Origin of the sequence: Bacillus swezeyi (assembly GCF_001969815.1) — a bacterium.
In the GTDB taxonomy this organism is placed as follows: Bacteria; Bacillota; Bacilli; order Bacillales; family Bacillaceae; genus Bacillus; species Bacillus swezeyi.
In genome coordinates this window covers 1-19640 of sequence record NZ_MRBK01000049.1, presented here as the reverse complement: position 1 = coordinate 19640, position 19640 = coordinate 1, and the positions used below count along the sequence as shown (strand labels likewise).

Below are 19640 nucleotides of genomic sequence, written 5' to 3'. Positions count from 1 at the left end.
TTCCTATTCAGCATATGACGGAATGAATAGAAAAGGTTGGACGAAAGAAGGAGGGTAAATGACGATTTATAGACGGCAGATAAAAATAATATGATCAAGAGATTGCTGATATTTTGCCAGCAGCAGTTCGTGCTGTTCCATCGTTTGATAGGCTTTTTCAGAAATGTCAGGCGACAGATCCATTTCTGCAGCTGCTTCTTCAAGATCAGCGATGTCCTCTAAGATGGCAGGAATGATTTCAACCTGTGAAAAACCCTCTTTGCGCAGTGTCCGCACCCAGTCTTTTTGATCATATAAACGAGTGAACCCGTAAAAATCCATAATTTCTTTTTTCTCCTCGTCTGTCAGTTCGCCGTTTGCAAGAGAAACTTCAATGCCGATCAGCATGCCGCCAGGCCTCAGCACTCGGCGGATTTCTTTCAAAGCTGATCCGAGTTGTGTGAAACTCAAGACTGATTCTGTTAATACACAGGCGAAGCTTTCGTTCTGAAAAGGCATTTCTTCGATATAAGCGTGAAAAGCAGGTATGGATAACCGTTCTTTTTCAAATCTTTTTATTGCCTTATCAATCATGACCGCATCCGAATCAAGGGCGGACACAGGAAACTGCAGGTGGCTCAAGTAGGCGGCAGTCTGCCCGGTTCCGCAGCCTGCGTCAAGAATCGGCAGCTCCGGATCGATATCGGCTTTGGCGAGTACCGCTTTTGTCAGCCCCATCCCGCCAGGATGGGCGCCTGAGACGCCGAAACTGGCGAGCATGTCTAAATAATCGCTCAAAATAAGATCCCTCCTTTTGTGTATGCATATGCGAGAAGCGAAAAAATCGTTTAAGATTCCATGGCAAACAGCATCAGTAAAATCTGTTTTGAAGTGATGCGAGTTGACGAATAAAGATTCGTCCGTGATAATATGGTAAGAAGAAAAGGTGGTGTTCGTTTGAAACAGCAGTTAAAACTCTTTTTGGCAATATTAATTACGGCCGTCGCAGCATCGGCACTCACACTTTTTATCGTGGGGAAAGGAAACGACGGTTCGGTATATTCCGCTTCAGAGGGCGACAAATTTGCAAAGCTGATGGCGGCATACGACAAAATCAAGAGTGACTATTATCAAAACACAGACGATGAAAAGCTGACAGATGGCGCGATTAAAGGAATGCTTGAGGCTTTGGATGATCCGTATTCTACATACATGGACAAAAAAGAAGCGAAAAGCTTTGAAGAAAGCATTACCTCTTCTTTTGAAGGAATCGGCGCCCAAGTAGAAGAAAAAAATGGACAAATCTTAATCGTTGCGCCTATAAAGGGCTCACCGGCTGAAAAAGCGGGCCTTAAGCCGCATGATGAAATTCAGAAGGTGGACGGCAAAAGCGTAAAAGGCAAAACCGTCAATGAAGCGACCGCAATGATCCGAGGAAAAAAAGGTACAGATGTCAAGCTGATGCTGAACAGGGAAGGCGTCGGTCAAATCGATGTCACGATTAAACGGGATACGATTCCGATTGAAACGGTTTATTCAAAAATAATCGACGGCAATATTGGAGAAATCCAAATTACGTCTTTCTCCGAAAGCACGGCAAAAGAATTGACAAAAGCCATTGATGAATTGTCCGAAAAAGGTGCGGAACGGTTTGTTTTAGACTTGAGAGGCAATCCTGGAGGTTTAATGGACCAGGCGATTACAATGAGCAACCTGTTTGTCGATAAAGGCAAAACGATTATGCAAGTCGAATCAAAAAGCGGCAAGAAGGAAGTTTACAAAGCTGAGAATGAGCGCAAAGTGAACAAGCCGACCGTTGTCCTCGTAAACGAAGGAACGGCGAGCGCCGCTGAAATTATGGCCAGCGCCCTGCATCAGTCATCCGGCATTCCGATCGTCGGCGAAAAAACGTTCGGGAAAGGAACGGTTCAAAATGCGGAAAACTTTTCTGACGGATCGACTGTCAAACTGACGATTGCCAAATGGCTGACACCGAACGGAGACTGGATTCATGAAAAAGGGATCAAGCCTCAATACAAGGCTGAGCTGCCAAGCTATGCCAAACTGCCATACCTCGACTCGAAGAAAGAGTATAAGTCTGGCAGCACCGGAGACGAAGTGAAAGCCGCCCAGCAAATGCTTAAAGCGCTCGGCTACGATGTGAAGCCGACAGGCTCATTTGATGATCAGACAGCAGCGGCTGTTAAGGCTTTTCAAAAAGATCAAAAGCTGAAAACAACCGGAATCATAACAGGAGAGACGACAATCAGCATGACAACCAAGCTGCAGAAAAAGCTTTCCGACAATGATACCCAGTTAGATAAAGCGATCGAGATTTTAAAAAAAGAAAAATAATCAAAAACCCCTTACGGATAATACAGTCGTAAGGGGTTTTGCTATGTGATCATGCGCTTTTTTTCACGCTTTTCTTTCCGTCAAACAAATAGCTGATGACAGAGTTTGCTTTTACATTTTTCACAAAGAACGGATTCAGCAGCACGACAGACACGAGATTGGCCGCAAGCCCCCAGAACCCCTCATAAATGCCGAATGATGATTTCGTCACATAGACCGTAAACGTTACAGCCAGTCCGATTAACAGGCCGATGATTGTCGCTTCCTTCGTCTGATTTTTCCAGAACAAACTAATGACGATGGCCGGGAAAATCTGCACCATTCCGGATACGCCAAGAAGCTGCAGCGTCACAAGCGCCGCCGGGAACAGCATTCCGAATAACAGCGCGAGCCCGATCACCACAAATACCATTGAGCGGGTGATCAAGGTCAGTTTATTTCCTGAAACACGGGGGTTGACCAAGTCGCGGTATAAATTATTGGCAAACAGATTGGAAGCCCCGATCGCCATAATCGAACATGGAATAAGACTCGCCAATGCGATCGTTGAATAGGCAAATCCTTGTGTGACGCCCCCGTAGGAGTTCTGTATCAAATAAAGTAAAGCAAGCCTTGGGTTAATGTCATCAGGAAGAACGAGAAAAGCAATAAACCCAAGAAAGATCACTAAAATCAGCACGATATTATACAGCGGGAGAAACATGCTGTTTTTCCTGAGGGCATCCGCACTGTTCGCCGTAAATACTCCTGTTGCCGCATGAGCCCACATGAATAAGGCGAGGGCGGAAACGATCGAAGCCGTAATAAACCAAGCGATTCCCCGCGGCCCTTCTGAAGGGATTGTCAGCATGTGCGGCGCTTCACTTGTCAATTTGTCAATCATCGGCGTCCAGCCGTTAAAATGGATGAGCGGTAAAGAGACGGCCATAAACAGCATCATCACCCAAACTAAAATGTCTTTAATAATGGCAGTATATGTAGGGCCTTTGATGCCGCTGAAAAAAGTGTAAAGCGCGACAAGAATGAATGAGATGATCACGACGACATTGACGTTAATGTAACCTGTTCCGGCTACCTGAAGCGTATCTTGAATTCCGCTGAGCTGCAGGCAAATATATGGAATCAGCATCAGGACGCCGACAATTGCCACGAGAGATGACAGCAATTTGCTGCTGAAGCGTTCCCTCGCATAATCAGCCAGAGTCGTCAGTTTATGTTCTTTTGCAACATGCCAAATTTTCGGCAGAAAAAAGTAGGCGATAAAATAGGCCAGCACGGAATAAGGAATCGCAAAAAAAGCGACGCTTCCGCTTGTAAATGCCGTGCTTGTCAGTCCTAAAAACGTATAGGCCGTATATAAATCGGCGCCGACGAGAAACCAGACGAGAAGCCCGCCGAATCGTCTTCCGCCGACAGACCATTCTTCAACCGATTTGCGGGACTGCTTATTACTGCCGGCAAGAAATCCAATGCAGACAACGGTCAGAATAATACCCGCCGTTATCAAAAGCGCTGTTAAATTTCCCTGCATCATTCATAACCTCCGTTTTTTTTCTCCATCTTGTAAATGATCAATGTAATCAGCGGTGTCAGCACGATCCATAGCACGAGCCAAAAATGGAAAAACGGAAGTCCGAAAATAATCGGATGAATCCGGTTTACGTACGGCAGCAAGACGAGCTGTCCGATAAAAGGGATGATAAAAAGAATCAATATGAAAAGCTGTTTGTTCACCTTTTTTCCTCCTTTAGCCATTTTAATGTTCATTATCATAGCAGGTGTCAGATTCAATCACAAGATAATTATTAGAAAAAAATGATTTTTTAAACTATTTAAATAATACTTCTGTCTTGCATCAAGCGAAATATAACATTACAATAATTAATATCTTGAATTCGAGATAAAAGGAGAATGATGATGAAAACGGAAGGACTTCACCATGTTACTGCATTTGCGAAAGACCCGAAGGTGAATTTGAGATTTTATACAGACGTATTGGGGATGAGGCTTGTTAAAACAACCGTTAACTTTGATGATCCCGGCACATATCATTTTTACTTCGGAAACAAGACCGGTGATCCCGGCACGATTTTAACGTTCTTCCCCTTTCAGGGAAGCATGCGGGGCACTGTTGGAAACGGGCAGGCGGGCAGAATTTATTTATCGGTGCCAAAAGGTGCGCTTCCATTCTGGAAGATGAGGCTCGAACGTCTTGGTATTGATGTTCAGGAAACCGTGCTTTTTAAAGAAAAAGCACTTCTTTTTCAAGATGCTGAAGAGCTTCAGCTGGCCATCGTGGAAGATGAGGAAAGCGGACAAAGTTCATGGGGAACCGAGGAGATTTCTCCCGTTTATGCCGTCACTGGGATAAAAGGCGTCACATTAAACAGCTACAGACCTGAGGCGACGATTCGTTTTTTAGAAGAAACGTTCGGCTATCAGAAAAAAGAAGCGGAAGGGGAGTTTATCCGGCTGGAGTCCGGCGCGACAATCGGAAATCGGCTGGATGTCAAAATCAGCGAAAGCCCAAGAGGCATCGGCGGATACGGCACGATTCACCACATTGCTTTCAGGACGAACGGAGAAGAACAAAAAGAATGGAAAAAGCGGCTTTTAAAAAACGGATTTTCCGCATCGGATATTCTTGACCGCCAATATTTCACTTCAATCTATTTCAGGGAAAAAGGCGGAATACTATTTGAAATGGCTACGGATGAGCCGGGTTTTTTGGCTGATGAAACACTGGAAGGCCTCGGCACATCGCTAAAGTTGCCGAAATGGCTTGAACAGCATCGCAGTCAAATTGAAGGCATACTTCCAAAATGGGACAAGGAGTGATTTTAAGTGAACCATATTTTTGAAAGAGGGCAATCTGATGTCACGCTTTTGCTATTGCACGGTACCGGGGGGAATGAACACGACCTTTTGCCGATCGGCAGGATGATAGATCCGAATGCCAATTTGCTCGGTATCAGAGGAAATGTTTTGGAAAACGGCATGCCCCGTTTTTTTAAGCGCTTAAAAGAAGGTGTATTTGATGAGAAAGATTTGATGAAAAGAACGGAAGAATTGAATGCTTTTCTCGATCAAGCGGCAAAAGAACTGGAATTCGACAGGCGCCAGGTGGTGGCGGTCGGATATTCAAACGGCGCCAATATAGCCGGAAGCTTGCTGTTTCTCTATGAACACGCACTGAAAGGCGCTGTTTTGCACCATCCGATGGTGCCCTTAAGAAATCAAAAACTGCCTGACATGACGGGAATCCCGATTTTTATCGGAGCTGGAAAAACAGATCCGCTCTGTCCGCCCCAAGAGTCAAACGAGCTGGCCGGCTATTTCAAAAACGCCGCAGCAGACGTGTTCCTTCATTGGGAAGACGGGGGACACCAGCTCACGCATCATGAAATTGAAGAGGCGAAAATTTGGTATGAAACACATTTAAAAGCATAAAAATAAGCCTTAGTCCTTTTTTCAGGACTAAGGCTTTTCACATGTTTACAGCCATGTTGAGACTTCGGAAACATCGAAACGGCTGCTTTTATGAGCCGGTTTTGCCGGTTTTCCGATTGAGATCAGCATGACCGGTACATAGCGTTCATCAATGTTGAATTCTTTCACAAACGCCTCCTTGTCAAAGCCGCCCATTGCGCACGTATCATAGCCCATGGCTTTTGCGGCAATCATCAGCTGCATAGCTGCAAGCGATGCGTTTGTAAAAGCGGCATCTCTGGCAAATGCACTGTTTTGATAGGCGCCGTTAATTTGTCCGAGCAGCGTATGCTTGATTTCTTCCGTCATAAAACCGGCTTCTGTTAAAGGACCGTAGACGGCTTCACCGTTCAAGTTTGCTTGCAAGTCTCCCAAGACAGCGACCACCGCAGATGCCTGGCTGACTTGTTTTTGGCTGTAGGCAATCGGGAGAAGTCTGTCTTTTGATTCTTGGCTGTGAAATACAGTGAAATGCCAGTGCTGTAAGTTCCAGGCTGACGGCGCTTTTGTTGTGATGTTCAACAGCTCTGTCAGTTCCTCTTTTGAAATGGAGACGCTTGTGTCATATTCTTTAATTGATGAACGCTCTTGCAATAAATTAAGTGTAGTGTTGTCCGATAAAGTCATGTGACTTCCTCCTTTAGAATAAACGTGTTATGATAGAGCTAGATAAAAAGTTAGAAACTTACTTTTTGTAACTTCAAAGAGTATTCTAATGGTACACATAATATTTGTCAACTGGATATGGAGGGGTGAGAGAATTGGGGTTTACAATGTGTCCTAAAATGGAAGCCGCCTTTTCTTTGCTCGGCAAACGATGGAATGGACTGATTATCCATGTTTTATTGGATGGCCCTAAACGGTTTAAAGATTTGACCGAGATGATACCGTTGATCAGCCAAAAAATGCTGGCTGAACGATTGAAAGAACTCGAACAGGGTGAGATCGTCGAACGCCAGGTTCTGCCGGAAACACCGGTGAAAGTGATCTATCAATTAACAGATAAAGGAATAGCGCTGAAGCCTGTGCTGAAGGAGATACAAAACTGGGCCGAACACCACTGTGATGCAGAAGGAAGCGTGTGAGGGGGATGAACGGTAAAGAAGCAGTCGTCATCACAGGCGGAGCAAAAGGAATCGGAAAAGAGCTTGTGCAGGCATATGCCGAAAAAGGTTATGCCGTGCTGTTTGCCGATGTATTAAAAGATACAGGCGAACAGCTGGAAAAAGAGCTGGCCGCTTCCGGATGCCAGGTGCAGTTTGTACATGCCGATGTTACTGACGAAGAAGACGTGAAGCGTCTGATGGATGAGGCTGTAAAAAACGGCCGTGTCATTTCAGCGCTCATTAATAATGCGGGCAAATCAATCTGGAAGCCGCCGCTCGATCTGACTTCAGAAGAATGGGACGATGTTCTGAACACCAATTTGAAAAGCGTTTTCCTTTGCTCAAGAGAAGCGGCTATAAAAATGAAGGAAGAAACAGGCGGGGCTATTGTCAATATTGCTTCGACAAGGGCGTTTATGTCTGAAGCGAACGCTGAAGCTTATGCGGCTTCAAAAGGCGGCATCATCGCCTTAACACACGCTTTGGCAGCATCGCTGAGCCAATATTCGATCGTCGTAAACAGCATTTCTCCAGGATGGATCGAAACGGAGCATGATGATTCCCTGAAACCGAAAGATCATGAACAGCATTTTTCTAACAGAGTCGGCCATCCGCTTGATATCGTAAAGGCATGCTTTTATTTAACCGATCCTGACAACAGGTTTGTTAACGGGACGAACATAACGGTAGACGGCGGAATGACGAAAAAAATGATTTATGAAGAATAGCCCAAACGTTTCCCGACTTTATGAATACCTTGACTATAGGCAGACATAAAGGAGGATAAATGCCAATGAACCCTCATATGCTTTATGGATATTCGAGATCAGGTCCTGCCGGATACCCGGCTAGATTCCCGTTATTCTGGGGTTTTGGAGCGCCGCTGGTCGGCGGATTGCTGGGCGGATTTCTCGGAAGCGCGATTTTTAACTATCCAAGGCCGTACGCTTACCCGCCGCCTTATCAAGGACCATACTACGGAGGCGTACCTGGTGCGGGTCCATATTACGGAGGCGCCCCAGGAGGAGTCCCTTACGGAGGCGCCCCGGGAGGAGTCCCTTATGGAGGTGTTCCGGGCGGAGCTCCGTACGGAGGGGCAGGACCCGGCTATTGATAAAGCGGATTGGAAGCTTGATCAGATGAAACTTGATATGATACAAGATGAAACGGCGGTCAAAGCTGCGGATTTCCGCATTTGGCCGCCGTCTCATCATTTTCGGTTTTGCACTTGCTGATTAATCAGGGAACTGCACTTTCCCAGGGACGGTGTATGCACTGGATGTTCCGTTCTCTGGAAGTTTTGGAATCGTGTCTTTTACGACTTTTCCGCGGATATCCGTGATTCTGACCTTAAGAGGGCTTGTACCCAAATTGGTGCTGACAAAATGGTTGTAATCCATTTTCTCCATGTTGATCCACTTTCCGTCTTTATAGTACTCCATTTTCATAACGGGATATTTGTGATTTCTGACTTGGATCGCCGCCCACCACTGGCTGCTGCCTTCTTTGATCCGATATGTGAAATTTCCTTTGATCGGCGCTTTGACAACATGCCATTTTATATTGATTTTACCGTCTTTCATATCGCCGATCTTGCGAAAAGCGTTGGGCGAAAGGTCAAGGGCCCCCGGAGCGCCTTCCGGATATAGATCGGTCACATAAACCGTCGTTTTTCCTTTAGGGCCTTCAACTTCAAGATAAGCCCCGGCGAGCGCCGCTTTTACGCCGCGATAATTTAAATCTGTCGGATTTAAAGCGGTAATCTCCATATTGGATGGAATGGGGTCAAGGAGTAACGCTCCGCCTGAATAACCTGATCCTGTATAGGTGGCATACCCCTTGTGCAAGTCATTGTATGCAGCCGAAGCCTGCGGTGAAAAACAAAGGATCGTCAAAATCATTGCGGTGAAAAACATACTCATCTTCTTTTTCATATAAATCCTCCTGTGTTTTATATTTTCAAATGAGAATCATTATCATTATAAAGGTCATTTGACTTCCGCCGAAAGAGGAAATAGATACATAGATTTTTTGATCCAGATATACTAAAATAACAATTCAAATGGCACAGGCCGCATGGTCGAGGCAAATAAGATGATAGACGTTCAGGGCAAGTGTTAATATGTATCGGAGGGAGATCTTTTGCGGATGGAAAGAAAAACAGCCTGCTTTTGCCAAGCGCGGCCGTTTTTAAAAAGTAATGTCGATTTCAGACATGTTGAAGTCTTCATTTTTTAAAAACATCACTTCTAATATGCCGTCCTTAAAGACGGCTTTGGTGCCTTTTCTGCGTACAAGAGAGGGCAGAATGACTTTTTTTTCCCGTCCATTTTCAGGGTAGTTTTCGATGATCAGGGCTTGTGAAGTATGTTTAATTTTCAATAGGTTAAGCTGTTCTTTTGTGAGCGGAATTTTGACAAACACATGACTTGTCGTTTCAAAGATGTCAATTGGATCAGATTCGTCTTCCGCCGGCGATTCTTTTGAGAGAGGGTCGCGGAAAGGAAATTGAACGGCATAGCCAGGTCCAAAGACGCTTTTCATCATTTGGTGGATATAATGTTCAACATCTTTCGGGTCAGCGTTTTTTAAGCCGTCCTTAGAAAATTGCTGAAAAGGAAAAAAGCGTTGCCAATCAAACACGGGTCACACTTCCTTTCACATAGACGGTACAGTATATGCAAAAAAGCGCGCAAAGTGATGAAGAAAGGAAAGAATCACTCATGAATCACTCATCTCAAATGAAAGGCATTTTTTACACTGCATCTTCTTATTTACTATGGGGGCTGCTTCCATTGTATTGGAAAGTTCTTGATCAGACAGCCGCCCTTGATATACTCGCGCACCGCATCATTTGGTCGTTTGTTTTTATGTGCGGCGTGCTCCTCGTTCTGCGGCAATGGAAAAACGGGGTCAAAGTGTTCCAGTCCCTTTGGGGCAATCGAAAGGCCCTTGTTCCGCTTGTGTTTTCTTCTGTATTGATTTCGGTTAATTGGTATGTCTACATATGGGCCGTTAATCACGGCTATATTCTTGAAGCAAGCCTCGGCTACTATATCAATCCGCTTGTTTCTATCGTGCTCGGAATCATATTTTTAAAAGAGAAGCTGTCGCGGATGCAGACAGCCGCAGTTCTGCTTGCCGCAGCCGGCGTCCTTATTTCCGCTGTTCAATACGGTTCTGTTCCGTACATTGCCCTTATGCTCGCTTTCAGCTTCGGGCTCTATGGATTAGCCAAAAAAAGGACGGCGCTGACGAGTGCCATCGGGCTGACCCTTGAAACGATGATCATCGCGCCGGTCGCCGTCATCTATCTATTGTTCTTCCGCCACCCTGAGCATTCACAGGCGGCGTCAACCAGTATAGGCACGATGCTGCTGCTGTTTTTGGCCGGTGTTTTAACAGCCATCCCGCTGCTTTTCTTTGCAGAAGGAGCCAAAAAGCTTCCGCTCTACCAAGTCGGAATTTTGCAGTATATCGCTCCGACCATTACATTATGTTTAGGGGTTTTCGTCTATCATGAACCCTTTAGCAGCGCCAAAGCTTTTACTTTTTCCTGTATATGGGCTGCATTGGTATTGTTTACTCTTTCACAGTTTAAATGGAAAAAGCAGTCGAAGGTTTTTCTTAAAAGAAAAAAAACATATCACTCATAGGCCCTTTTTCTTTTCAAGAAGCGCCGGTCATGTATAATTAAACATGATTGAGAGGATTCGGAGGTCGATTTGGTATGGCAAACGAACCTGAACTTTTCAAGGCATATCTGACCCTCTGGAAGAACAGAACGATGAACGGAGAGGGGAAGCGGACCCTTTATCAGGCGATTGATGATGAACTGAATGACCTCAGAACACACCCAAGGCTCAGAAAGACGAGGTATGAAAAATATGTTCAATCCGTTCAGCGCATTTTAAATTCCGCCTTAGAAACAGATATAAAGCTAAACCTGATTGAGCTGCATACAGAACGCTTGCAGCTATTATCAAATGGAGAAAGCAGGGAGTAACATGAAAGCAATCAACAAGGAAGATGTACAGGCTTCATTAGACACGTTTTTACATCAGCCTGTCTACATTCATTTGGAGACAACAACCGGATCTTATTCTGCCCATAAAGATGAGCAGAACATGACGGTTGTTGCATACATCAGAAATGCGAAGGTCGCCTGCTCCCGGGCAAAAATAACGGGAAACGGGCCCTATCGTACAGGCTTAAAAACAGAAGACGGCTGGATTTACGCAGAGGGCCTCACCGATTATACAATTGATGATGAAGGACGGCTGCTTCTTGCCGGTTATTTGCCAGGCGGCAAGCTAGCCATTTCGCTTCAAATCAGCAAAAAGCCATTTGCAGTCTAAAAAGAAGGTGTTATAGATGGAAAAACATTTACTAGTAGTCCTGCCGCATCCTGATGATGAATCATTCGGAGTGGCCGGCTTGATGGCCTTAAACCGCAAAGAAGGAATACCTGTGACATATGCGTGTCTGACGCTGGGGGAAATGGGGAGAAATATGGGGGAACCGCTTTTTGCCAATCGGGAAACTCTTTCTCTTCTCAGAAAGCAGGAATTGATCGATGCTTGCCGTGCAATGGATGTTCAAGATCTGCGCATGCTCGGTTTTCGCGATAAAACACTCGAATTTGAAGATGAAGAAAAATTGGCCGATCAAATAGAGGCCGTCATCGATGATGTAGATCCGAGCCTGATTGTAACATTTTATCCCGGCCACGGCGTTCATCCCGATCATGATGCATGCGGTGCTGCGGTCATCCGTGCATTATCCCGCAAAAAGAAAGAAGACCGGCCGCGCGTTTTATGCATGGCGATCACTCACCACAGGGAAGAGGTGCTTGGCAAGCCTGATGTCGTTCTTGATATCAAAGAAGCAGCCGATGTTAAAATGAACGCTTTAAAAGCGCACAAATCTCAGACAGGTGGCATGCTGAAAGAAATCGAAAAAAAATTGGCAAATGGCGAGCCTGTCGTAGAAACGTGGTTTGAAAAAGAAACATTTTGGACCTTTCAGTGGAATGATTGACATTCAAAATAAAAAGGTATAGAGCGAAATGCTCTATACCTTTTTTAAGTGCCGTGGTAGCGAATGAAGCGGTTTTGGATAAGCTTGAGCCTGAAGAAAAGCCCGATCGCACCTGCGGCAAGCCCCGCAATGAGTCCGATCCAATATCCGTACGCTCCAAACGGCGTATATGTGCCGATGAAAAACCCGACCGGAAGCCCGATGATCCAGTAAGAAATCAAAGCTGTGACAAGGGTATAGTTGACATCTTTATACCCCCTGAGCGCTCCTTGAATCGGGGCGGCGATTGCATCTGAAAGCTGAAAAAACAATGCATACAGCAAAAAGTGTTTTGTCAGGAGCAATACCTCAGGGTTTGCTGCGTACATCCCGGCAATTTGCTGTCTGAACAATAAAATAATAAGCGCGGTGAATAATGAAAAACCAACCGCAATCGAGATGCCAAGGTAGCTGTAAGCCCTCGAATCTTTAAAACGTTTTGCCCCGGCTTCAAATCCGACGACAATCGTCAATGTCATTGAGACGCTGAGCGGCAGCATATAAAGAAGAGAAGCGAAGTTCATTGCTGCTTGATGGGACGCAATCGTGACGGTGTCAAAGTGGCTCATCAGCAAGGTGACGGCCGCAAAAATACTCGTCTCAAAGAAGATTGCAAACCCGATGGGAAGACCGATTTTCAAGAGTTTCAAACTTTCGGCAAACGAATACGGGTAGAATGATTCGAAAACCCTAAACTGATAAAAAGGAGTTTTCCTATGAACGATGTATAAGGAAATCAGACAAATGCACCAATAGGTTAAAGCGGAAGCCAAGCCTGCTCCGGCTCCTCCCAATTTGGGAAATCCGAAATTTCCGAAGATAAATAGATAATTTAATGCAAAATTGATTGGCAAAGAACATAGTGTGATTAGCATTGTTACTCTTGTTTTCCCGAGAGAATCAATAAAACAGCGCATCACGTTGTACACAAACAGCGGCAAAATGCCGAACCCGAGATAAGACAAATATTGCTTTGCAATGAGAGACACTTTTTGCTCAAGCTGGAGCTTCTCCAAGATTGGATCAATCAGAAAAAAACCGGAAGTCACGATAAGAATGCTGAGTATACCCGCCACATAAATCGATTGAATCACAGTGTAGGGAACGTCCTTTTGCTGCTTGGCTCCCATCAGCTGTGCAACAATGGGCGTGACAGCTGTCAATATGCCGGCCAGCCCTGTATAAACAGGTACCCATAAACTCGACCCGATCGCGACACCGGCGAGATCGGCGGCACTGACTTTACCGGACATCACCGTGTCAAGAAACGTGATCAAAGATAATCCTACCTGTGTGATCAGAATCGGAATCAATATCGTTAAAAATTGCTTCGTTTTTTCCCTCAAATTCTTTGTTTCCCTCATATATGTTCCCCGTTTCTTTTGGATAACGAGAGAAATTATAACACGTTATGTATAAAATGCAATAAATGTCTGCTTAATCTTTCTTTGTCTGTTTTGTTTTTTTAAACATCTGTACGTAAATAAAGGAAAGAGATATGACACCCAGGAAGGAACATAAATACTGACATATTTTTTGAATGGTCATGACATCACCTCCATATCATTAAGATGCGACATGAAAGCAGTAAGAATACATAGCAGCCGCTAAAAAGAATGCGCCGGACAAATTTCACATTTTCATGATGTTCTATCATTCGATTGATGATGGATGGGTAATTAAGTCTAATAAAACGAAAAAAGTTATAAGCATTAAGATATACTTTTCTATTTATTATTTTATTAAGATAGGTTTTAAGAACTGAATCCCAAAATGATAAAACGTCGTTTGATCTAAAAAAAAGACACTCCGAATTCCGGATGTTGGCAAAAAAAATGTATGGTATAGTCAATTTATGGTTTTATGAAGGAGTTCTGTGCTGGAAAATAGAAATGTATGGATAAGCATCTTCGGAAGTTTGTCACTTGGAAGCGGATGAAGATGAACAGGCGTTTGAAAAAGGGAATGAAAACGTTCTTACCTTTTCAGGTTCGCCTTGCCTTTCTGACAGCCGCATGATTCTACAAAGACATTTGATCTGAAACTCGTCGAAAAACCGCGGTATAAAGCGTTTCTTCAGCGTGATCCGTCTCATGAATCATTTCTTCCGCCCCTTGAAATCCGTTTTTCACGCGGGATTTTCTGCTGAGTCATTGATTTTTGGAGTTGAGATGAAAAGCTGGTGTCTGCCGTTCGATCATCCGGAAATAGAAAGTTTGTTGAATGGTGTTGATTTTTGTCAATGTGTCTATCAGTCTGTATTTTGAATATAGAATTTGTAAAAAACTATTAAAAAATTTAAAAATCAGCCGATACAAATCGTGAATTGCATTTGTGCTTAAGAGTATAAAAGGGGGAATCAGCCAAGGACAAACATACGGTGATCAGATCACCAGTATGTGTTGATTGGGTGATCTTAAGCAGCGGCAAATGTAATGGCATACATAGAGAGAATGAAAATGAAAGAGGAGGTTAAAAGGTTATGAAGAAGAAGATAGCGGCAGGTTTGGCGGCCTCTGCGGTAGTTGGAACTTCATTGGCTGCATCACCGGTAGAAGCCCAGACCATCAAGGTGAAAAACGGTGACTCGTTATGGAAACTTTCAGCTGAGTACAAGACAAGTGTTTCTGCTCTGCAAAAAGCCAATGACCTTTCATCTACAGTCATTTATATCGGACAAACCCTGGAAGTTCCAGGCGGTACATCAAAAAGCAGCACAAAAAAGAAAAGCGAGAGCTCCAGTTCAAGTTCTGCACGGACAACCTACACGGTCAAATTGGGAGATTCTTTGTGGCTGATCGCTAAAGACTATAAGACGAGCGTGCAGGAAATCAAAAGCTTAAACGGTTTAAGCAGTGACATGATTTATCCCGGCCAAAAGCTGACTGTCAAAGGAAGTTCAAAAAGCAGCAGCTCAAGCAGCAGTTCGAAGACTTCAAGCTCCAGTTCATCTTCAAGCTCAAAAAGTTCAAGCGCTTCTAGCAGTTCTAGCAGCACCTACAAAGTCAAGCTGGGCGATTCTTTATGGAAAATCGCCAATGGTTTGAATATGACAGTTGCTGAGATCAAAATGCTGAACAGCTTGAAATCGGACACCATTTACCCGAACCAAGTCCTTAAAGTAAAAGGGAAGGTTTCCAGCGGAAGTCAATCATCTTCGGGTTCGTCTTCGAGTTCTAAAAAAACGAGCTCAAGCAGCAGCTCCAAAACGACGACTTACACTGTTAAGGCAGGCGATTCTTTGTGGAAAATCGCACACTCGCTGAATGTGACGGTACAGAGCATCAGAGAAAACAACAATTTGAAAACTGATGTGATACAAGTCGGGCAGAAACTGAAGATCTCCGGTGCATCAAATGCAGCATCTCCGGGAAGCTCTTCATCCAACTCATCGAACTCTTCTGTTTCAAGCGGCACTTCGACAAGCGCCAAAGTCGAGCGCATGATTGCGGAAGCGGAAAAACATATAGGCGTTCCGTACAGATGGGGAGGCAACAATCCATCAGGCTTTGATTGCAGCGGCTTCATTTATTATGCACTGAACAAAGTCACATCTGTTTCAAGACTGAGTGCGGCCGGATACTGGAATACCATGACGCCTGTCAGCCAGCCTTCAAGAGGAGATTTTGTCTTCTTCTCAACATATAAAGCAGGCCCTTCACACGTAGGGATTTATCTAGGCAACGGAACATTCATCAATGCTAACGATTCCGGAGTCAGCGTCAGCGATATGAACAATTCCTATTGGAAGCAGCGCTACCTCGGTGCTAAACGATATTCTTTTTAAAAAGCCATTTTATATGGCTTTTTTTGTTGCAGATTGCCCGAGCATGCTGCTTGAAGGAAAGGTTTATCAGATCCTTCCCTTGTCTAAACTAAGTGAAAAAAGATAAGGGGGGATCACTAGTTGAATCGTTCATTCAAAGTGCTGTTGGCGGGAATTTTCGTTTGTTCGGCATCAGCATGCACACAGCAGAAAGAGCTTGAGCAAAAGAATGCGGAACAAGAGCATACAGAAACATTTGAACCGGTGACACAGCATTTGAAAGTGCCGCTCATTAAACGCGACGGTACTGAAACGGGCTTTATTGAAGTTTCTGAATCAGCGTCTGAAGGGCTTGATATTCGAGTTGCCGCATATGATCTGCCGCCGGGATTGCTTGCTTTTCATATCCATGAAACCGGTGAGTGCAGAAAGCCTGACTTTGAAAGCGCTGGTGCACATTTTAATCCTTCGCAAAAGGAGCACGGTTTTAACAATCCAAAAGGACACCATGCCGGCGATCTGCCGAATATTGAAGTCGGTGCGGACGGCAAAGTGGATGTCGTTGTGAATGCACCGGATGTCACCTTGGACAAGTCAAGCAAATTCAGCCTGCTTGATCAGGATGGGAGCGCTTTTATCATTCATGAGCACCAGGATGATGATTTGACGAATCCGTCCGGAAACTCGGGTGATCGAATGGTTTGCGGCGCTCTTACAAACAGCGGCAGGGAATAAACCGGTTCGGCGGGGAAAGGCAGCAGTCATATATATTGAGGAAATCGTCTGATGTTTAGTATACTCTTCATAGAAGACGCTTTTTAGAAAGGAACTTACAACATATGAAATATGATCTGCACGAACTAGAGCTGCCTGAGAAAATGAAAGAGCGGCTGATTCAGTCTGCCGCCAAACCGGCCGGAGAGGAGTTTCAATCATTGATCGGAACGCCCGGCTATGAAGCCGAGGACAGGGCCGTTCTTTACGATGCGTTGATCGCGCTGGCGCTCGGAAAAAATGTTTTATTAAAAGGCCCTACAGGCTCTGGTAAGACAAAGCTTGCCGAAACGCTGTCCGCTTATTTTCAAAAACCGATGCACAGTGTCAACTGTTCTGTCGACCTTGATGCGGAGGCGCTTGTCGGCTATAAAACGATCGAAAATACAGACGGAAACGCCTCCATTGAATTTATTGAGGGGCCTGTTACAAAAGCGATGAACCACGGACACTTTCTATATATTGATGAAATCAACATGGCGAAACCGGAAACCCTGCCCATCTTAAACGGGGTGCTGGATTATCGAAAAATGATGACAAATCCGTTTACAGGCGAAGTCGTAAAAGCACAAGACGGATTCGGCGTCATTGCAGCCATCAATGAAGGATATGTCGGAACCGTTCCGTTAAACGAGGCATTAAAAAACCGTTTTGTCATTATTGATGTTCCATATATTAAAGGTGATCTGTTAAGGGGCGTGCTTGAGACACAATCTGAATTAAAAGACGAGAAGCTGCTCAGCCAGTTTGTGACCCTGTCTTCAGATTTAATGACACAGGCGCACAACGGACAAGTGTCTGAAGAGGCTGCTTCGATCAGGGCGCTGCTGGATACTTGCGATCTGGCGTCATACATTCCGCCGCTTCGCGCAATCGAGCGGGGCATTGTGGAAAAGCTTGACGATGAACGGGAAAAAGCGGCCGTCCGCAATATCGCCCAAACTTTGTTTGAATGAGGGTTCTTTCATGAAATTTATTAAATTCAATGACAGTAAGATCGACTCTCTTCTGTTTATGGAGCTGACGGATTTGGCAAAAACGCTGGCGAAAAGCGATCAGGTTGAAGTGGAGTATGGCGTTCAGTCGTATTACAATCCGTTTGAGAAAAAGGTCTATATGAGCCACTTTTGGAAAGACCGAGCCTATCGGGACATGGTAGCCGGCCTGAAAAGCGATGTCTACCTGCGGTCCATCGGCACCCGCTACAGCTCGATGAACGAATGTGCAATTATGCTGGATGCCGTCCGGCATTTTCAGTTTAAGAGTCTAGCAAAGCAGCTGTTTATGCTTTTTGAGGATATCAGAATCGAAGAGTCCATCAAAAAAGAGCGGCCGGGAACAAAAGCGGTGTTTTCAAGCCGCAGAAGCATGTACCGAAAACATTTTAAGACCCAGCTGACCCTGAATTTGGAGCGGAGCATTTTTACGGATGCACTGTTTTGCGCAATCTATGTCAAACTGACGGCCGAGTCGCCGCTTGAAGACATTCCTGTTATTCATGAATCGATTGATCCGCTCAAAGGATTTATTGAAGCTCAGCTGAACCGTGTATATGAAGCACATTCGACCGGAGATGTCGTTTCAATTGTGAAACATTTAATGGAAGGCTTTGAAGAGGTTCTTCAAAAAGATATGCTGAATACGTACTTCTTTTTTCCTGAACTGGATTACGAACATGTTGGTGAAGAATCTCTTTTTGATGATTTAAAAGCAAAGCCAAAGCTGAGCGAAGATTTGACATTGGAAGAGAAAAGCTCGGGGGATGAAGAAGTTCATGAAGAAGAAATGCCGACATGGCACAGGGAAACGGAAGCCCCAGCTAAGAGCTTTTTGCAATTTGACCTGGAGCACGGCGCAAAAACGGATATAACGGGAGGCGCTTTAAGAGAAGGAGAAGATGGCGACCAAGCGCTCGGTACAGTGCAGGGAACGGCGAAACAGACGAAAAGGAAAGACTATTCGAAGCTGGAATCGCTTGAATCTGTCCAAGATGAACCGAACACCGGCGGGACCAACGGCGGCAAAGAAAACCGCTACGCTTTTTCCATTTTTAAGACGCCTGATCAACCTTCAAATGAAGACGTCTTGGAATACCAGAGCCAGGCAAAGACAATCGAAGCGTATCAGAAGCGGCTGAAACAGATGATTCACAAAACATTGGAGCATAAAAAAACACTGCCCAGAACAGATTTGCACGCCGGAAGGCTGAACAATAAGCTGTTAAGGTATTTTACTGAGCGGAATCCGCGGCTCTTTTACAAAAAGCAAGAACCGTCGACTGAAATCGACGCTGTCTTTACATTGCTCGTCGACTGTTCAGCAAGCATGCATGATAAAATGGCGGAGACGAAAAGAGGCATCGTCCTGTTTCATGAAGCGCTCAAATCGGTATCAGTCCCTCATCAAATCGTCGGTTTTTGGGAGGATACGAATGATGCGACAGAGACGAGCCAGCCCAACTATTTTCATACGGCTGTCTCTTTCTCAGATTCCTTAAAAGAAGGCGCCGGGCCGCACATTATGCAGCTTGAACCCGAGGAGGACAACAGGGACGGTTATGCGATCAGACAAATGACGAAAATGCTCGTCCAAAGAAGTGAAGCGCAAAAATTTTTGATTGTCTTTTCAGACGGGGAGCCGGCCGCCTTTAATTATGAACAAAACGGAATCGTCGATACGCATGAAGCGGTGATGGAAGCGAGAAAAAGAAACATTGAAGTGATTAATGTGTTTTTATCAAACAGTGAAATCGAGGAGTCGCAAATCAAAACGATACAGGATATGTACGGAAAGTACAGCCTCTTCGTCCCTGACGTTGACCAGCTTCCAGATGTGCTGTATCCGCTCTTAAAAAAGCTCTTGAACAAAAGTATAAGATAGTGATGACAGGTGGCTGCACAACTCGCGGCCATCTGTTTTTAATAGAAGCAGAAGGATGAGATAAGCCAATTTTTATTATCTTTATCAACTTTAATTTTTAAAAATTGAGATTTGGAGTATACAGCACATTCAGTTATATTCTATCTGTTAAAAAATAGCCAAGAAGGGGAAATATAGTGAATATATAAAGCTGCTGACAAGGGTGATTGGTC

At 44.7% G+C, this 19640-nt stretch carries 21 protein-coding genes; 14 read left to right on the top strand and 7 right to left on the bottom strand.

Annotated features, from left to right (window positions below; translation table 11 throughout):
- Positions 1 to 66: 66 nt before the first annotated feature.
- A complete protein-coding gene (locus BTA30_RS21355; protein ID WP_076763924.1) occupies positions 67 to 777 on the bottom strand; it encodes a class I SAM-dependent methyltransferase in 711 nt (236 codons plus the stop codon).
- A gap of 159 nt (positions 778 to 936) precedes the next feature.
- Here BTA30_RS21355 and BTA30_RS21350 point away from each other — a divergent pair, with 159 nt between their 5' ends.
- Positions 937 to 2334 (top strand): S41 family peptidase, encoded by a 1398-nt coding sequence (locus BTA30_RS21350; RefSeq protein ID WP_076763922.1) that lies wholly within the window; start codon positions 937 to 939, stop codon positions 2332 to 2334.
- A gap of 49 nt (positions 2335 to 2383) precedes the next feature.
- Here the strand turns inward: BTA30_RS21350 and BTA30_RS21345 are convergent, their stop codons facing one another.
- Positions 2384 to 3865 carry a sodium:solute symporter family protein gene (locus BTA30_RS21345; RefSeq protein WP_076763958.1) on the bottom strand — a complete coding sequence of 494 codons (1482 nt, stop codon included), beginning with the start codon at positions 3863 to 3865 and terminating at the stop codon, positions 2384 to 2386.
- Positions 3865 to 4089, bottom strand: a complete 225-nt coding sequence (locus BTA30_RS21340) for a DUF3311 domain-containing protein (RefSeq protein ID WP_411813147.1) — start codon at positions 4087 to 4089, stop codon at positions 3865 to 3867. The genes BTA30_RS21345 and BTA30_RS21340 overlap by 1 nt, the downstream gene beginning before the upstream one ends.
- A 162-nt stretch (positions 4090 to 4251) precedes the next feature.
- Between BTA30_RS21340 and BTA30_RS21335 the strand changes: the two genes are divergently transcribed.
- Positions 4252 to 5172 (top strand): ring-cleaving dioxygenase, encoded by a 921-nt coding sequence (locus BTA30_RS21335; protein WP_076763918.1) that lies wholly within the window; start codon positions 4252 to 4254, stop codon positions 5170 to 5172.
- Positions 5173 to 5178: 6 nt separating this feature from the next.
- Positions 5179 to 5784 carry an alpha/beta hydrolase gene (locus tag BTA30_RS21330; RefSeq protein WP_076763916.1) on the top strand — a complete coding sequence of 202 codons (606 nt, stop codon included), beginning with the start codon at positions 5179 to 5181 and terminating at the stop codon, positions 5782 to 5784.
- Positions 5785 to 5829: 45 nt separating this feature from the next.
- On the opposite strand, the gene BTA30_RS21325 is transcribed toward BTA30_RS21330, so the two are convergent.
- The gene (locus BTA30_RS21325; protein ID WP_076763914.1) at positions 5830 to 6450 is read right to left on the bottom strand and encodes a nitroreductase family protein; all 621 of its coding nucleotides are present in this window, start codon (positions 6448 to 6450) and stop codon (positions 5830 to 5832) included.
- 134 nt (positions 6451 to 6584) lie between these two features.
- Between BTA30_RS21325 and yodB the strand changes: the two genes are divergently transcribed.
- The 3 genes from yodB (at position 6585) to BTA30_RS21310 (ending at position 8043) form a co-directional block, all read left to right on the top strand.
- Positions 6585 to 6908: a transcriptional regulator YodB gene (gene yodB, locus BTA30_RS21320; RefSeq protein ID WP_076763912.1), complete on the top strand. Its 324-nt coding sequence runs from the start codon at positions 6585 to 6587 to the stop codon at positions 6906 to 6908.
- 5 nt (positions 6909 to 6913) lie between these two features.
- A complete protein-coding gene (locus BTA30_RS21315; protein ID WP_076763956.1) occupies positions 6914 to 7657 on the top strand; it encodes an SDR family oxidoreductase in 744 nt (247 codons plus the stop codon).
- A gap of 65 nt (positions 7658 to 7722) precedes the next feature.
- Positions 7723 to 8043 (top strand): hypothetical protein, encoded by a 321-nt coding sequence (locus BTA30_RS21310; RefSeq protein WP_076763910.1) that lies wholly within the window; start codon positions 7723 to 7725, stop codon positions 8041 to 8043.
- Between the two features lie 121 nt (positions 8044 to 8164).
- Here the strand turns inward: BTA30_RS21310 and exlX are convergent, their stop codons facing one another.
- On the bottom strand, positions 8165 to 8863 hold the full coding sequence (exlX, locus tag BTA30_RS21305; protein ID WP_076763907.1) for an expansin ExlX: 699 nt from the start codon (positions 8861 to 8863) through the stop codon (positions 8165 to 8167).
- A gap of 256 nt (positions 8864 to 9119) precedes the next feature.
- Positions 9120 to 9572 (bottom strand): Hsp20/alpha crystallin family protein, encoded by a 453-nt coding sequence (locus tag BTA30_RS21300; protein WP_076763905.1) that lies wholly within the window; start codon positions 9570 to 9572, stop codon positions 9120 to 9122.
- Positions 9573 to 9652: 80 nt separating this feature from the next.
- On the opposite strand from BTA30_RS21300, the gene rarD reads away from it, so the two are divergent.
- From rarD to bshB2, 4 genes are all read left to right on the top strand, one after another.
- Positions 9653 to 10585, top strand: coding sequence for an EamA family transporter RarD (rarD, locus tag BTA30_RS21295; protein WP_076763953.1), 933 nt, complete (start codon positions 9653 to 9655; stop codon positions 10583 to 10585).
- A 74-nt stretch (positions 10586 to 10659) separates the two neighbouring features.
- Positions 10660 to 10935: a protein YoyC gene (gene yoyC, locus BTA30_RS21290; RefSeq protein WP_076763903.1), complete on the top strand. Its 276-nt coding sequence runs from the start codon at positions 10660 to 10662 to the stop codon at positions 10933 to 10935.
- A 1-nt stretch (position 10936) separates the two neighbouring features.
- The gene (locus BTA30_RS21285) at positions 10937 to 11287 is read left to right on the top strand and encodes a YojF family protein (protein ID WP_076763901.1); all 351 of its coding nucleotides are present in this window, start codon (positions 10937 to 10939) and stop codon (positions 11285 to 11287) included.
- Positions 11288 to 11303: 16 nt separating this feature from the next.
- Positions 11304 to 11969 carry a bacillithiol biosynthesis deacetylase BshB2 gene (bshB2, locus tag BTA30_RS21280; protein WP_076763899.1) on the top strand — a complete coding sequence of 222 codons (666 nt, stop codon included), beginning with the start codon at positions 11304 to 11306 and terminating at the stop codon, positions 11967 to 11969.
- Positions 11970 to 12013: 44 nt separating this feature from the next.
- On the opposite strand, the gene BTA30_RS21275 is transcribed toward bshB2, so the two are convergent.
- Positions 12014 to 13372, bottom strand: a complete 1359-nt coding sequence (locus BTA30_RS21275) for an MATE family efflux transporter (protein ID WP_076763897.1) — start codon at positions 13370 to 13372, stop codon at positions 12014 to 12016.
- A gap of 1118 nt (positions 13373 to 14490) precedes the next feature.
- On the opposite strand from BTA30_RS21275, the gene BTA30_RS21270 reads away from it, so the two are divergent.
- The 4 genes from BTA30_RS21270 to BTA30_RS21255 all read left to right on the top strand — a co-directional run bounded on the left by BTA30_RS21270 (position 14491) and on the right by BTA30_RS21255 (position 19428).
- Positions 14491 to 15795: a C40 family peptidase gene (locus tag BTA30_RS21270; RefSeq protein WP_076763895.1), complete on the top strand. Its 1305-nt coding sequence runs from the start codon at positions 14491 to 14493 to the stop codon at positions 15793 to 15795.
- 120 nt (positions 15796 to 15915) lie between these two features.
- Positions 15916 to 16509, top strand: a complete 594-nt coding sequence (locus BTA30_RS21265) for a superoxide dismutase family protein (RefSeq protein WP_076763893.1) — start codon at positions 15916 to 15918, stop codon at positions 16507 to 16509.
- Positions 16510 to 16613: 104 nt separating this feature from the next.
- Positions 16614 to 17504, top strand: coding sequence for an ATP-binding protein (locus tag BTA30_RS21260; protein WP_076763891.1), 891 nt, complete (start codon positions 16614 to 16616; stop codon positions 17502 to 17504).
- A 10-nt stretch (positions 17505 to 17514) separates the two neighbouring features.
- On the top strand, positions 17515 to 19428 hold the full coding sequence (locus BTA30_RS21255) for a vWA domain-containing protein (RefSeq protein ID WP_076763889.1): 1914 nt from the start codon (positions 17515 to 17517) through the stop codon (positions 19426 to 19428).
- Positions 19429 to 19640 lie beyond the last annotated feature (212 nt).

Excerpts from the sequence above, each read along its gene's own strand:
- BTA30_RS21345 (WP_076763958.1), bottom strand. The coding sequence starts at position 3,865 with ATGCAGGGAAATTTAACAGCGCTTTTGATAACGGCGGGTATTATTCTG.
- BTA30_RS21340 (WP_411813147.1), bottom strand. The coding sequence starts at position 4,089 with ATGGCTAAAGGAGGAAAAAAGGTGAACAAACAGCTTTTCATATTGATT.
- BTA30_RS21335 (WP_076763918.1), top strand. The coding sequence starts at position 4,252 with ATGAAAACGGAAGGACTTCACCATGTTACTGCATTTGCGAAAGACCCG.
- BTA30_RS21325 (WP_076763914.1), bottom strand. The coding sequence starts at position 6,450 with ATGACTTTATCGGACAACACTACACTTAATTTATTGCAAGAGCGTTCA.
- BTA30_RS21315 (WP_076763956.1), top strand. The coding sequence starts at position 6,914 with ATGAACGGTAAAGAAGCAGTCGTCATCACAGGCGGAGCAAAAGGAATC.
- BTA30_RS21310 (WP_076763910.1), top strand. The coding sequence starts at position 7,723 with ATGAACCCTCATATGCTTTATGGATATTCGAGATCAGGTCCTGCCGGA.
- exlX (WP_076763907.1), bottom strand. The coding sequence starts at position 8,863 with ATGAAAAAGAAGATGAGTATGTTTTTCACCGCAATGATTTTGACGATC.
- rarD (WP_076763953.1), top strand. The coding sequence starts at position 9,653 with ATGAATCACTCATCTCAAATGAAAGGCATTTTTTACACTGCATCTTCT.
- yoyC (WP_076763903.1), top strand. The coding sequence starts at position 10,660 with ATGGCAAACGAACCTGAACTTTTCAAGGCATATCTGACCCTCTGGAAG.
- BTA30_RS21285 (WP_076763901.1), top strand. The coding sequence starts at position 10,937 with ATGAAAGCAATCAACAAGGAAGATGTACAGGCTTCATTAGACACGTTT.
- bshB2 (WP_076763899.1), top strand. The coding sequence starts at position 11,304 with ATGGAAAAACATTTACTAGTAGTCCTGCCGCATCCTGATGATGAATCA.
- BTA30_RS21275 (WP_076763897.1), bottom strand. The coding sequence starts at position 13,372 with ATGAGGGAAACAAAGAATTTGAGGGAAAAAACGAAGCAATTTTTAACG.
- BTA30_RS21270 (WP_076763895.1), top strand. The coding sequence starts at position 14,491 with ATGAAGAAGAAGATAGCGGCAGGTTTGGCGGCCTCTGCGGTAGTTGGA.
- BTA30_RS21260 (WP_076763891.1), top strand. The coding sequence starts at position 16,614 with ATGAAATATGATCTGCACGAACTAGAGCTGCCTGAGAAAATGAAAGAG.
- BTA30_RS21255 (WP_076763889.1), top strand. The coding sequence starts at position 17,515 with ATGAAATTTATTAAATTCAATGACAGTAAGATCGACTCTCTTCTGTTT.